The 13959-nt window shown below is 75.0% G+C and carries 9 protein-coding genes, 1 pseudogene and 1 riboswitch; of the genes and pseudogenes, 1 reads left to right on the top strand and 9 read right to left on the bottom strand.

The window, feature by feature from the left end:
• Nucleotides 1-210 precede the first annotated feature (210 nt).
• The 4 genes from ACLJWH_RS03200 to ACLJWH_RS03215 form a co-directional block, all read right to left on the bottom strand.
• Nucleotides 211-894, bottom strand: coding sequence for a transglycosylase family protein (locus ACLJWH_RS03200; RefSeq protein WP_411139996.1), 684 nt, complete (start codon nt 892-894; stop codon nt 211-213).
• 4 nt (nt 895-898) lie between these two features.
• Nucleotides 899-1110: riboswitch (cyclic di-AMP (ydaO/yuaA leader) on the bottom strand.
• 206 nt (nt 1111-1316) lie between these two features.
• Entirely contained in the window at nt 1317-2357 is a 1041-nt protein-coding gene (locus tag ACLJWH_RS03205) for a LysM peptidoglycan-binding domain-containing protein (RefSeq protein WP_411139997.1), read from the bottom strand.
• 274 nt (nt 2358-2631) lie between these two features.
• Nucleotides 2632-3966 carry a cytochrome P450 family protein gene (locus ACLJWH_RS03210; protein ID WP_411139998.1) on the bottom strand — a complete coding sequence of 445 codons (1335 nt, stop codon included), beginning with the start codon at nt 3964-3966 and terminating at the stop codon, nt 2632-2634.
• 156 nt (nt 3967-4122) lie between these two features.
• A complete protein-coding gene (locus tag ACLJWH_RS03215) occupies nt 4123-5001 on the bottom strand; it encodes a LysR family transcriptional regulator (protein WP_411139999.1) in 879 nt (292 codons plus the stop codon).
• 139 nt (nt 5002-5140) lie between these two features.
• On the opposite strand from ACLJWH_RS03215, the pseudogene ACLJWH_RS03220 reads away from it, so the two are divergent.
• Nucleotides 5141-6388: pseudogene (locus ACLJWH_RS03220) on the top strand (MFS transporter); the annotation flags it as partial.
• A gap of 38 nt (nt 6389-6426) precedes the next feature.
• Here the strand turns inward: ACLJWH_RS03220 and ACLJWH_RS03225 are convergent.
• The 5 genes from ACLJWH_RS03225 to ACLJWH_RS03245 form a co-directional block, all read right to left on the bottom strand.
• Entirely contained in the window at nt 6427-7557 is a 1131-nt protein-coding gene (locus ACLJWH_RS03225; protein ID WP_411140000.1) for a nucleoside triphosphate pyrophosphohydrolase, read from the bottom strand.
• Nucleotides 7558-7688: 131 nt separating this feature from the next.
• Nucleotides 7689-8333, bottom strand: coding sequence for a SurA N-terminal domain-containing protein (locus ACLJWH_RS03230; protein WP_411140001.1), 645 nt, complete (start codon nt 8331-8333; stop codon nt 7689-7691).
• Between the two features lie 319 nt (nt 8334-8652).
• Nucleotides 8653-10362, bottom strand: coding sequence for a protein kinase domain-containing protein (locus tag ACLJWH_RS03235; RefSeq protein WP_411140002.1), 1710 nt, complete (start codon nt 10360-10362; stop codon nt 8653-8655).
• Nucleotides 10359-11141, bottom strand: a complete 783-nt coding sequence (locus ACLJWH_RS03240) for a hypothetical protein (RefSeq protein WP_411140003.1) — start codon at nt 11139-11141, stop codon at nt 10359-10361. Before ACLJWH_RS03240 ends, ACLJWH_RS03235 begins: the two co-directional genes overlap by 4 nt.
• A gap of 292 nt (nt 11142-11433) precedes the next feature.
• On the bottom strand, nt 11434-13623 hold the full coding sequence (locus tag ACLJWH_RS03245) for an N-6 DNA methylase (RefSeq protein ID WP_411140412.1): 2190 nt from the start codon (nt 13621-13623) through the stop codon (nt 11434-11436).
• Nucleotides 13624-13959: the final 336 nt, after the last annotated feature.

Here is a 13959-nt window from a genome sequence, read left to right on the forward strand (position 1 = left end):
GGGACGGGGCGGGCCGGGTGGACGGCCCCGGGGTACGACGAAGCCCCGCCGCGGCGCGTGGGGGGGATGGCGCGCCGGACGGGGCGGTCTCGCGGAAGGCTGGTCCCAGGGGCTCCCGGACGGGCGGCTCGTGCGTACCGCCGTACGCACGGACCGCCGCGGTCGTCACGAGCCGGTGGGGTCCTCGGAGTTCCCGGTGCGGGGGACGGCTCAGATGCTGAGCTGCTGGCCCGGGAAGATCAGGTTCGGGTTGCCGCCGATGACCGACTTGTTCGCGGCGTAGACGGACTTCCAGTTGGTGCCGTGCGCCTTGGCGATCTTGGCCAGGGTGTCGCCCGACTTGACGGTGTAGTTACCGGTGCTGTTGGACGTCTTCGGGGCCGTCCAGGTCCGCTGCTGCTGCGGGGCGGGGGTGCTCTTCGTCGTGCCCTGCGACTGCTTGCGGGGCTCGGACTTGGTGGTGCCCTGCTTCTTGTACTGCTTGTGCTGCGTGTTGCTGGAGGTGTCGACGTTGGCGGCCGCGCCACCGGAGCGCAGGTTGCCGGCGCCGGCGCAGCCCCAGGCACCCGGGCCCTGCATGGCGAGCAGCTTCTCGGCGACGGCGATCTGCTGGCTCTTGGAGGCCAGGTCGGCGCGCGGGGCGTACTTGGTGCCACCCGCGGCGGCCCAGCTGGAGTTCGAGAACTGGAGGCCACCGTAGTAGCCGTTACCGGTGTTGATCGACCAGTTGCCGCTCGACTCGCACTGGGCGACCTTCTCCCAGGTGGAGACCGAGGCGGCCGAGGCGGAGGTGGCGCCCATCATCGGGACGGCCACCGCGGCACCGGCGACGCCGGCGAGCGTGGCGACGCGGACGGCCTTGGACGGGCGACGGTGCTTGGCCTTGTTCAGCATTCGATCGTTTCCTCACCGACGCCTACGAGGTGAGCTGTCGGGTTCGGGCCATGTGAGTTGCCCGGCCGTGTGTGCTTCACACATGGCTTCACCCCAAGCCGGTTGGCCCGCTTTCACGGGCGGGGCCGGCGCTTACCTTGGTTCCCCCGCTCCTGCCTTCGGCGCTTGCGCGTCGACTGTCCTTCGGCCACCGGCAGGATTCGGCGTGTGATCGAAGGGCCCGCTTTGGCGAGCGGTCCTGACCGTAATCAGGAACCCCCGGATGGATCAAACCCCACCTTCTGAGCCAAGTTGACCATTTTTGATCACGACTTGCTTACGTTTCCGCAGGTGGGGCCCGGTATGGAATCTGTGGCCGAGTCAGACACCGCGCCTCGAAACGAGAGCCATGTCTCACTTTCGCCAAAAGGGGCAAAGCCTCCCTAACTACCTGCTCCATGCCCGAGATCGAGGTGCTGGCCGGGCCGAATGAGGTCCGCGTCGGCACCGATGACGTGCTCGTTGCGGTCGTAGAGGGCGGGCCATCCGCCGGGCAGCTCATGGTGCTCGGCGATGACTGACAGGCTGTCACCCGGGCGCACGGTGTAGTCGCCGGCCACCGGGTCCGCGCGGTGCGCGTCACCGCCGCGCGAGGCATGCCGCCCGGCCGACCTGCCGCCGTCGTCCACCTCCCCCGCGACGCCCGTGCCCAGCTCGGCCCCGGCATCGCCCGTACCGCCGCGATGCTTGCCCGTACCGGTCGTCCCGGCCGGCGGCGCACCGGTCTCCGCCGCGCTCCCGCCGCCCGACGGGCCGGTGGAGCGGGACGGTCCGCCCGGCGTCGCCGAACCGGCGGGCTTCGGCGCCTTCGGGGCGTCCGACGGGCCGGCGGAGTCCGGCGCACCGGGAGCCGACGACGACGGCGGGGACGAGGGTGACGACGACGCGTCGGAAGCGCCGTCGGAGGGCCCCCGGGAGGGACCGCCGGAAGGGCCTGAAGAACCCGCGGAATCAGAAGACCCGGATGACCCGGATGACCCGGATGAACCGGATGAACCGGATGAACCGGCTGTCTCGGATTTGCCAGATTTACCAGACTTACCGGAAGGGTCCGACGTGCCCGACGGTGCGGGCCGCGACGGGCTTGCGCTGCCGGGGTCGACACCGGGCGCGCGGCCGTCCTTCTTCAGTCCGGCCTCCGCGGCACAGTTCGACCAGACGCCGGGCCCGCGGGCGTCCAGGATCGTCTCGGCCACCGCTATCTGCTGGGCGCGGCTGGCGAGGTCGGGGCTCGACGCGTACGCCGTGCCGCCGTACTCCTCCCACAGGTCCTGGGTCAGCCCGAGGCCGCCGTAGAAGCCCTTGCCCGCGGCGCTCCACACCCCGCCGCTCGCGCACTGGGCGACGCGGTCCCAGGTCGTGGAGTCGGCGGCGTGCGCGCCGCTCGCGGCGAACAGGGGCAGCGCGATCCCCGCGCCGGTCACCCCCGCCGTGACAAAGATGGCCGGTGCCTGACGGGGGCGACGGTGTCGGCCGTTCCCGGAGCGCATGCGGTTGCCTTTCGAGCGACGGTTGAGTTGTCCGGCCGGCCGCGGCGGTCGACTGCCGGTACAGCAATTCACCGGTTCGTCGCTTCGGCCGATCGGGTGGTGCGGGTCGATCGGTGAAAGGTAAGCCGGGGTCACGGGCCGTCACAAGTCGGTGTAGCGGGGATCACGCGAAGGTCACATACCTGACGCGCCGTCATATACCTTCCCGCTACGGCCGGGCCGGCTCCGCCGTGGAACGCGCTCCGGCGGCCGCCTCCGGGGTGAACGCCACCGGCAGGGTCCGCAGCCCGCGCATGATGAGACCGCCCCGCCACCGCAGGTCGTCCGGGTCCGCGGCGAGCCGGATGTCCGGCAGCCGGGTCAGCAGGGTCGCGAGGGCGGTCTGCCCTTCGAGCCGGGCCAGCGGCGCGCCCAGGCAGTAGTGGATGCCGTGCCCGTAGCCGAGGTGCGGATTGTCACGCCGGGCGAGGTCGAGGGTGTCGGGGCCGGCGAACCGGGCGGGGTCGCGGTCGGCGGCCGCGAGGACGACGAGAACGGGATCGCCCGCCGGAACGGTCCGCCCGCCGATCTCCACGGGTTCGGTCGCGTACCGCCAGGTCGCCAGCTCCACGGCACCGTCGTAGCGCAGCAGCTCCTCGATTCCGGTGGTGAGCAGACCGGTGTCGCCGGCCGCCAGCGACTTCTGGAGCAGTTCTCGCTGGTCGGGCCGGCGGAGCAGCGTGTGCAGGCTGTTGCCTATCAGGTTGACGGTGGTCTCGAAACCCGCGAACAGCAGCACGAAACACATGGCCGCGGCCTCGTCCTCGGTCAGGTGCTCACCATGGTCGCTCGCCCGTATCAGCCCGGAGATCAGGTCGTCGCCGAGGTCCGCGCGCTTGCGGTGGATCAGCTCGGCCAGGTACGTCCGTATCTTCTTCACGGAACGGGCGACCCCGCCGCGCGGCCCGCCGCCGTGCCGGATCATCATCCCGGCCCAGTCCCGGAAGTCGTCCTGGTCCTCGCGCGGGACGCCGAGCAGATCGCAGATCGCGTAGATGGGCAGCGGGAACGCGAACTCGTGGATGAGGTCCACCTCGCCCCGCGCCGCGAAACCGTCGATGAGGCCGTCGGTCAGCTCCTGGACGCGCGGCGCGAAGGCGGCGACCCGGCGCGGGGTGAACGCCTTCGACACCAGGCGGCGCAGCCGGGTGTGGTCCGGCGGGTCGATGTTGAGCAGATGCGTCATCAGGTTGGCGCTGCGCTCGCCCGGAATGCCGGTCTTGCTCTTACCGCGGGCGCCCTCGGCGTGATGCAGCGGATTCTTGGAGAGCCGGGCGTCGGCCAGCGCCTGCCGCGCGTCGCCGTAGCGGGTCACCAGCCATGCCTCGACACCACTGGGCAGGGCGGTCTTGTGGACCGGCGCGTGCTCGCGCAGCCACGCGTACGCGGGGTACGGATCGGCGGCGAACTCCCAGGTGAAGAGCGGGGGCGCGGGCGGCGGCGCCGGGGCGGCGGGGCAGCCTCGGGGGGCGTCGGCGGGGGTGGTGTCGGGCGTGTCGTGCACCTCTCGACCGTAACCGGTGACCGCGGCGGGGCGCGCTCGCGCCGAGGCGGGGTGCGCGGACCCGGCCGGGCGGCACCGCACGGCGGCGGGCTCGCGGACCGCCGCCCGGGAACGCCCCGGCCGGTCTCCGCCCCCTCGCCGTCCCACGCGCCCGCGCTACCCCGGATCCACCCCCAGCCCCGCCAGGAAGGCGGCGGCCGACGGGGACGGGCCGAGGACGCTCCACACCAGCCGCTCGACGCGCTCGGGGGCCGGCCGGACCCGGACGACGTGCAGCCCGGTCAGCTCGGCGGCGATGGTCTCGGGCACCATGCCGACCCCCAGCCCGGCGCGCACCAGCTTCGCCAGGAACTCGACGGTGGTCACCTCGAACGCCACATCCGCGGCGGCCAGCCCCGCGGCACGGAACGCGTCGTCGCGCTGGCGCCGGGCCGCCGACCCCGCGGTGAAGTCGACAAAGGTCTCCCGGGCCAGCCGCGACAGCCTCGTCCACGCCCGCCCGGCCAGCGGGTGCCCCGGCGGAACGACGGCGACCAGTTCGCCCCGCGACAGCTCCTGCTGCCGTACCCCGGCGATGCGCACGCCCGGTGCCAGGCCGATGAAGGCGACGTCCAGCACGCTCTGTCTGACCTGCTCGATGAGCTGATCGCTCATCTCCGTCCGCAGGCTGACCCGCACCTGCGGGCAGCGGGTGCGGAAGGCGCCCAGTTCGCGGGCGAGGTCGACGGCGGCGACGGTCGAGATGGCGCCCACCGCGAGCCGGCCGCGCACCTCACCGGACGCCGCCTCCACCTCGGCGCGGGCCCGCTCGGCGGCCTGGAGCGTCTGCCGGGCGACCGGGACGAAGGCCGCGCCCGCGGCGGTCAGCCGGACGCTGCGGCTGGTCCGGTCGAAGAGCCGCGCGCCGAGCTCCTTCTCCAGCCGGGCGATCTGGTGGCTGAGCGCGGACTGCACCACATGGCAGCGCTCGGCGGCCCGGGTGAACCCGCCCGTCTCGGCGACCGCGACCACGTACCGCATCTGCTGGAACTCCATCCGCCGATCGTAGACACCGATCGATCGTGTTCCACGATCGATGCGATGACAACGATGTGTTGGACTCATCGGTCTGCCCCGGCGCAGGCTGGATGCCGTCCGATGCCGCGGTGGCACGGGCGGGTACCGGGGAGGACCTATGGGAGAGCCCGAGCGGGATCGGGGAGCAGAGCCGGGGACGGGAGCGGATCCCGGCGGCGGCCCCGGGCGGCTGGGGCGCGGTCTGCTGCTGCTGATGTCCGTGGCCACCGGCCTGTCCGTCGCCGGCAACTACTTCGCCCAGCCGCTGCTGGATGTCATGGGCCAGGATCTGCGGCTGTCCGCCGGCACCGCCGCGCTGGTGGTGACGGTCGCCCAGACCGGTTACGGGCTGGGGCTGCTGCTGCTCGTCCCGCTCGGCGACCTGCTGGAGCGGCGTCGTCTCGCGGTCACGCTGACGGTGGCGACCGCGGTCTTCCTGACCGTCACCGCGAGCGCGCCGAACGCCGCCCTGCTGCTGACCGGCACCGCGCTCACCGGGCTGGCCTCGGTCATGGCCCAGGTCGTCGTGGGGTACGCGGCGACCCTCGCGGCGCCCGCCGAGCGCGGCCGGACCATCGGCACCGTCATGACCGGGCTGCTGCTGGGCATCCTGCTGGCCCGTACGGCCGCCGGGCTGCTCGCCGGACTCGGCGGCTGGCGCACCGTCTACTGGGTCAACGCGGCGCTGATGCTGCTGATGGCGCTGCTGCTGCGGCTCCGGCTGCCGGTCCTGCGCACCACGGCCGGGCTGCGCTATCCGGCGCTGCTGCGCTCGACGCTGGCGCTGTTCGCGCGGGAGCCGGTGCTGCGGTGGCGGGCCGCGCTGGGCGCGCTCTGCTTCGCGGGGTTCAGTGTGCTGTGGACGGCGCTGGCGTTCTTGATGTCCGGTCCGGCCTACGGCTGGCAGGAGTCGGCCATCGGGCTGCTGGGGCTGGTGGGGGCGGCCGGTTCGCTCTCCGCGTCGGTGGCCGGGCGGCTGGCGGACCGAGGGCTGGCGCACCGGGTCACCGGTGTCGCGGCGCTGCTGCTCCTGGGGTCCTGGGGGCTGCTGGCGGCCGGCGGCGCGGGCGGCGGGTGGTCGCTGGCGGCACTGCTGGCCGGGGTGGTCGTGCTGGACCTGGCCGTGCAGGCGGTGCACATCAGCAACCAGAACCTGATCAACGGGGTCCGCCCCGAGGCCCGTAACCGCCTCAACTCCGCCTATATGACCAGTTACTTCGTCGGCGGCGCGGCGGGTTCGGCACTCACCTCGGTGGTCTGGAGCGCGGCCGGCTGGAACGGCGTGTGCGTACTGGGCGCGGGGCTGGCGGCCGCCGTGGTGCTGGTCCGGCTCGCGGAGCGGCTGCGCCACCGGCCCCCGGCCGGGCGGCCCCGGCCGTGCTCCGCCCGGCCCTCCGGGCGCGCTCAGCCCTCCGGGCTCCCGGACGCGCAGCTACCGCCCCAGGCGCCGCCCTCTTCCCCTTCTTCTCCGGCCGTCTCCGCAGCGGGCTCCGGCGGCAGCCCCTCCGCCACCCGGATCGCCTCCCGATAGGTGCGGGCCGCGGCGCGCAGCGCGGTCTCCGGGTCGGTGCCCGCGGCCTGCGCGCGGACGGCCAGCGCCAGCAGTTCGTAGCCGATGCCGTCGCCCGCCGGGACCGCCTCGATCCCGGCCGTACGGGCCCGCGAGGCGAGCTTCGCCGCCAGCGCCAGACCGGGCTGGGCCAGCGGCACCCCGTCGGTCACCGACTCGCGCCGCTTCTCGGCCGCCTTGGTCCGCAGCCAGTGCGCCTTGACGTCCTCAGGGGTCGCGGCGGCCTCGTCGCCGAAGACATGCGGATGACGGTGGATCAGCTTCTCGACGATCCCGCCCGCCACATCGTCGACGGAGAACGGCGCGTCGGGGTCGTCCTGCGCGATCCGGGCGTGGAAGACGACCTGGAGGAGTACATCGCCCAGCTCCTCGCGCAGCGCCGCGCGGTCACCCGCCTCGATGGCCTCGACCAGCTCGTAGGTCTCCTCCAGGGCGTACTTGGCGAGGTCCTCGTGCGTACGGATGCCGGTCCACGGGCAGGCGGCGCGGATGCGGTCCATGACCTGGACGAGGTCCAGCAGCCGGGCGCCGGGCAGGTCGTAGGAGCCGGGCAGCAGCTCCAGGTCGGGCATGGTCTGCCGGCCGGAGCCGGCCAGCCGGGCCAGGCCGTCGGTCAGTTCGCTCTCGCCGTCCGCCGAGGTCAGCACTACGGCGGTGCGGGCGCCGGACGGGGCCGCCGACGGCGTCGAAGAGGCCGTGGGGAGGCAGTAGTCGACCAGCTCGCGGGCGGTGGGGGTGGCCGCTTCGACCTCGATACCGGCCTCCCGCAGATAGGGCAGCTGCGGATTGTCCGGGTCGGCGCAGAGCACCCGGTCGGCCGCGCGCAGCGCCTGCCACGCGGGCCAGGACAGCAGACCGGGGGCGACCCGGTGGCTGGTGGTCAGCAGGATCAGGCGGCCGGTGGCGGCGCCCTCTGGGCGGGCCGCGGCGCCGGCGTCGGCGGCGTGGGAGGCGTCAGCGTTCACCTGTCGAACGTAACGCACCCCACCGACACGCCGCCGCCCGCCGGGCGTACCGCGGCCCCGGTCCCTCCGCGGTACGGGCGCCGGCCGGTACGTACTTCGTGGTGGTCACCGGGCGCCGCGGCCCGCCGGGTTCAGAGCTGCTGCGGCTTCGGCGCGGGCGCGGTGGTGATCCACGGGTCCTTGGCCTGGCCGAGGATGACCTGCTTGTCGTCCCATTTCCCGTACCGCGGGTTGACCTCGATGCCCATCGCGCGGGAGGTCTTGGCCAGCGACGCGGCGAGCTGCTGCTGGCCCTGCGGCTGACGGCGGTCGGCGCCGAGGTGCTTGGCGAGGCCGTCCAGCAGCAGCTGGTTGCGGACCGTGGCGTCGATCCGGTCCGGCGCGACCCCCTGCTGGAGCCACATCACCTTCAGGCGCGCGGGGCCGCCCGTCTGCTCCTCGGCGGCCGCCCGCCACTGCTCCACCTCACGTCGACCGACCGTCACCCCGGCGTCCTTCGCACCGCGCGCCAGCACCTCCTCGAAGATCATGCCGTTGAGGGTGGCCAGGCTCAGCCGGCCGGTGCTCATGATGAGCCGGTCGCCCTGCGGGGACTCGCTCTGGGCGGTGCGGACGTCCTTCACCTTCGCCTGCAACTGCGAGACGGTGATCCGTTTGCCGTCCACGACGGCCGCGGCACCGGGGCGCGCGTCGCTGCCGCAGGCGGTCAGCAGCGGGGTCGCGGCCAGCAGGGCGACGGTGGCGGATACGGAGAGCGCTGTCCTACGGCGGAACACTGGGCCTCCCGGCGAAGATCGTGAACAATGCGGCGCGGCGCGGCGCGCCCTGCGGGGTGGTGGTCGGTGCGGACACCCCCAGCGGTGGCTGGAGGCGGGCGGGCTCATCGATCTGGCGTTGATCGATGGTAAGGAGTCCACGTGATCCGGGCCACCTGTTTGGCCAACGAATGCCCACGTGTTGGGGTGCGTCGCGCGGTCCGGCCCGGTGGGGACGGGTGACGGACGACCGGCCCGTGGGGGGCCGTGGTACCCGGTCCGCCGGGGTACGCGGCGTGCCCCCGCGGGCCGCGCCCGCCCCGCGTCCGGCCGGACCGGTTCAGCCCTCGACCCGGCCGAGCCAGTAGAGGGTGCGCCGGACCTCCGCCGGGAACGCGTGGTGCGGGCCGTGCAGCCGCTCGGCGTCGTACAGCAGCCGGGAGAGGGTCTCCTGCGCGGCGCCGCGCTCTCCCTGGGCGAGCAGCAAGTGGCCTATGGAGCGGCGGATTTCGAGCGGGCGTACGGGGTCGTCGGCGTAGCGCTCGAAGTGCGGCAGCAGCGCGCGGTACTCGGCCAGCGCCTGCGCGACCTCGCCGAGCTGCTCCAGGCACTGCGCCGCCTCGTGGCGGAACCCGAGCGCCTGGCGGGCCGCTCCCGGACCGGACTCCTTGGCGGACTCCTCGGCCAGCAGCCGCAGTTCGGGCAGGGCGCGGCGGTACTGGCCGTCGTCCATGAGGGTGGCGGCGTACTGCTTGCGCAGGGAGCGGACGACCGGGGAGCCCGCGCCGTGCCGGGCGGCGGCGGCCGGCAGGATGCCGCCGAGGATGTCCACGGCGCGGGTGATGCGGCCCTGGTCGAGCAGGCTCCTGACCTCGTCGACGGCGGCCGCGATGTCCGGCCCGGCGGGCGCGGCGGTGCGCGGGTCCGGCCCGGGGGACCGGCGCCCGGGGCCGGTACCGGTATCGGGGCCGGGGCCGAGGACGGACGTGCGGGGGTCGGCGGACGGGTGCCCGGTGCCGGAGGTCCGGAAGACCGGGGCGGCGGCCGGGGCGGGCATCGGCGCCTGACCCGGCACCGGCGTCGGGGCCGGGACCGGCGCCGTCGGCGGCGTCGTGGCGCGCACCGGCCAGGGGGCGTGCGGCTGCCGGAAGGGACGGGTCGGGTCCATCGGGGCGAGCGGGGTCCGCGGGGCCTGCGCGGCGTCCGCTCCCGCGGCGGCGGGGAGCAGCGGGGCGAGCGCCTGGTAGACCTCCTGCGCGCCGGCGGGACGGTCCTGCGGGTCCTTGTGCAGCAGGCGCAGCACCAGCGTTTCGAGGACCTCGGGGACGTCCGGGCGCAGCCGGCGCACCGGGACGGGCTCCTCGTGCAGATGGCGATGGAGCACACCGAGCGCCGTCGGGCCCGCGAACGGGACCTCGCCGCTGAGGAGTTCGTGGAGCAGCACCCCGAGGGCGTACAGGTCGGTGTGCGGGCCGACGGCGCCGCCCATGGCCTGTTCCGGCGCCATGTAGGCGGGGCTGCCGATGGGTGAGCCGGTGTGGGTGAGGCGGGTGGTGTCGGTGTCCAGGGCGGAGGCGATGCCGAGGTCGAGCACGACCAGCGAACCGTCCGGCCGGACCATGACGTTGCGCGGTTTGAGGTCGCGGTGCACGATCGGCACCGCGTGCACGGCGGCCAGCACCCCGCACAGCTGGGCGGCGACGCTGACCGCCCACGGCCAGGGGTAGGGGTCGTGCTCGGCGAGGTGGTCGGCGAGGTCGGCGCCCGCCACGTACTGCATCACCAGGTAGAGGTCCTCGCCGTCGCTCCCGGCGTCGTGCACGGTGACGAGTCCGGGGTGGTCCACCTGGGCGGTGACCCGGCATTCGCGGACGAACCGGCGGCGCATCTCCGCACCGTCGGGCGTGCCCGCCACCCGGTCCGGGCGCAGCAGTTTGACGCCGACCCGGCGGTCCAGGCGGCGGTCGTAGCCGATCCAGACCTGACCCATACCGCCCTGGCCGAGCAGCGCGGACAGTTCGTAGCGCTCGGCGATGACCCGGCCGTTCACCGCCCCTCCTCCTTGCGGAGGTAGTCACTCAGCTCATCGAGCTCGGCCCGTACCCGGTCGATCCGCTGCGGCTGCGGCCGCTCCCGGGCGCCGTCCCGCGGCGGGCCGGACGCGTCCTGGGGCGGGGTGTACGGGTGGCCGGGGGCGGCCGGACGGCCCGGCCGCGGCGGCGCGGGCGGCCGGGTCTCGGTCCGGGCGTAGGGAAGATCCGAGGCGTACGGCGGCGGGTACGGCTGGGCACCCCGCCCGTACGACGGGTCGTCACCCCCGTACGGGCGGGGGCCGTGCCCGTACGGCGGGCCGTCCGGCGCGGGCCCCCGGGACGGCGCGGGCGGCTGCGGCGGGCCGTACGGATGCGGGGCGGCGCCGGTGGCGAGCGGCCCGCCCGGATACGACGCCGCCCCCTGCGGGTACCCGTGTCCGGGGGCGTACGCGTTCCCGTGCCCGGCGGTCCGCACCGCGCGGATGTCGACGACGAGGTAGCGGACGACGGCGGCGGCCAGCTGGGCCAGCAGCACCGCCACCGCGGCATCCGTCCGCCAGTCCTCCGGGGGCAGGCCGCCCGCGACCGCGATCGTGCCGAGGATCACGGCCAGGTCGATGCCGAGCAGCCACCAGCCGAGCGGCCGCCGTTCCACGACCGCGGCCCGCAGCAGCGCGACCCAGGCCAGGAACCCCACGGAGAGCACGGCGACGCCCACGAACGCCACCCGCAACAGGACGACCGTCCCCTGCGCCGGGGGACGGTGCGGCGGATGAGCCGGGGCGGGGCCGTGCATTGCTGCTCCTGGTGGATCGGTCAGGGCCGGTGGAGCGGTGTTGCCGCACCGGCCTCGCGCGCGACCATCGGGGCGGGCGCATGCGTTTGTGAGCGTATTGAGCGTATATACGACACCGGCGGAGTGCCCGGGGTTGTACGGGAAGGGCTGCGCATTACGCGGACACGGCAACACCCGGCAACACCCGGCAAGGCGGCACGGCGAGCGGACCTGGCGGACCTGGTGAACGGGCCCGGCGAGCGGGCCCCGCGAACGGGCGCGACGGACACGGGCCCGACCGGGCGGTGGCCGGCTACTCCGGCGCCACCGAACCGTCCGTGAGGCCGTCGTGCAGCGCCTGGACGAGTTGCCCGCCGAGGCGGGCGGCGTGGCGGAGGGTCTCCTCGAAGGCGGCGAGGTCGCGGAACCGGCGGCCGTAGCGGGCCTGGTCGGCGAGGGGGAGGCGGGGCAGCTGGAGGCGGCGGACGTCGAGCCGGGTGGCGGTGGAGGCGTAGCTGCTGGCCTGGCGGGTGTTGGCGGTGCCGCGCAGGAAACCGGCGAGGAACCAGGGATCGACGGCGGCCGGGGCGGGCCGCAGGAGGGTGAGGTTGCGGCCGAGGGCGGCGCCCGCGGTGGCGTCGTCGATGACCCGGGCGACCGCGCCACCGCCGAGGACCGGGACGACGACATCGCCCGCCCGCACGAGGACGGGTTCCTCCGCGCCGGCCGAGGCGGCTTCCGGGAGCGTGCCGGAGGGCGCGTCGCCGCCGAGCACGTCGTGGTCGGTGAGCACGGCGGGCGCGCCGCCGGGGGGCGCGGTGCCCGCACCGCCCGCGCGCATCACCAGGGCGCCGGAACGGGCGAGTTCGCCGACGGTGGTGAGCGGCCAGCGGGCCGGCCCCGGCTCGTCGGCCGCGCCGCCGCCCTCGGACCGCCGGGTGCCGTCGGCCGGGGCGGCCTGGGTGGCCGTACGGGCGAGGGTGGTCGTACGGGCGAGGGTGGTCGTCAGCTCCTCGCGCACCCGGGCCAGTTCCGCGGGCCCGCCGGCCGCGGCGGGCGGCGGGAGATGCCGGGCCGGGGCGAGATCGACATCGTCGTCGAGGAGGTCGATGGCGGCCAGCGACCGCCGTACTCCGGGCTCTTCGGTGAGGGCGTCGTCACGGTCGAAGGCCCGCCAGGCGTCCACGGCGACGGTGCGGACCGCCGGCCAGTCGATCTTGTCGCGACCGGTGGTGGCGGTGCTGGTGGCGAGGCCCGCGGTGTCCACGACGAGGAGACGGGGCGAGGCGGACGCGCCGCCGCCGGGTTTGCGCAGCACCCACAGGTGCAGGGGAACACCGTTGGGCGGTGCGGCGCCCGCGGGCAGCGCGATGACCGCGCGCAGCGCACCGCGGCGCAGCAGGTCGGCGCGGATCCGGCGGCCGGAGCGGCGGGAGGCGGCGGCGGGCGGCATCAGAAGGACGGCGGTACCGCCCGCGCGCAGCCGGGCCAGCGCGTGCTGGACCCAGGCCAGTTCGGATTCGGTACGGGCCGGGAAGCCGTACTCCCAGCGGGGGTCGTAGGCGAGTTCGTCGTGGCCCCAGTTCCGTTCGTTGAACGGCGGGTGGAGCAGGACGGCATCGGCGGCCGCCGCCGGGAAGGCGTCGGCGCGCAGGGTGTCGCCGGCCCGTACCCGCACCCGGGCGTCGGGGGCGAGCAGCGCGAGGCGGAGCGCGGTGAGCGCGGCGAGGTCGGGGTCGGCCTCCTGGCCGTGGAGGGTGAGGGAAGCGGCGGTCCCGACCCGCTCCCCGGCCGGTGCCCCGGCCTGCTCCGCGCCGTGCTCCGCGCCGTGCTCCGCGACCTCCTCCGCAGCCCGCTCCCGGGCGGCGGTCAGCAGTCCGCCGGTGCCGCAGGCCGGATCGAGAACGGTACGCAACGGGCTTGCCAGGGAGGCGAGTTCGGCCATCAGCGCGGCCGGTCCCGGCGGGGTGAGGGTGTAGTGCCGGGGGTTGGCGTCCAGATGGCGGCCCAGCAGGAAGGCATACGCCTGCGGGGCGCCGTCCGCGGCGGCGAGGTCGGCGGTCGCGCGCACCAGGGCGGCGGAGGGGGCGAGCGCCTGGGGGGTCAGACCGTGGACGGGGTGCCGTGCGCCGAGCCGGGCGGTGAGCACGGAGTCCAGCGCCGCGGGGAGCGCGCCGGTCAGTCCGGCGTCGTCGGCGGCGCCGCGCAGCTGCCGCCAGGCGGCCGGCCGGTCGCGGACCAGCAGCAGGACGGCACCGGCCTGCCGCAGCGCGGCGGCGGCACCGGCCGGATGTCCGACGAGCTGCTGCCAGACCCGCTCACGCAGCGGCACCTCGGCGAGTTTCCCCTGGTCGCGCAGCCACTGCTCGACCTCGCCGAGGGCGAAGGCGGGGCTGGTCTCGGTGCCGCCGACCGGCTGGGGGAAATCGGCGTGCCGGCGCCGCCAGTTGCTGACCGCGGCCCGGCCGACCCCGGCCAGCCGCGCGATCCCGGCGGCGGTCACCTCGGTCGCCCGCCCGGCCGGGGTACCGCCCGCCGCCGTACCGCGATCCGCCCGGCCTGCCGCGTCCGCGCCGGCTGTGCCGGCTGCGCTGGCTGCGCCGTTCACCACGCGATCGTCCGGCGCGCCGCCGCTGGGCGTGCGGTCCGGTGAGGTGTTGCCCGGTGATGTGCTGTCCGGCACTTGGCTGGCTCCCGTCGCGATGCCCCCCGTGGCCGCTGTGCCGCCGAGCATACCCATCGGCACACCACCACCCCCTTCACGCCGTGAACAACTTAACCTCGTGAACTCGTGTTGACTCGATTCACAGCCTCTGCTGTTATTGACCCATCGCTTCGA

It is taken from the genome of Streptomyces sp. x-80 (assembly GCF_046549095.1).
Taxonomy (GTDB): Bacteria; Actinomycetota; Actinomycetes; order Streptomycetales; family Streptomycetaceae; genus Streptomyces; species Streptomyces celluloflavus.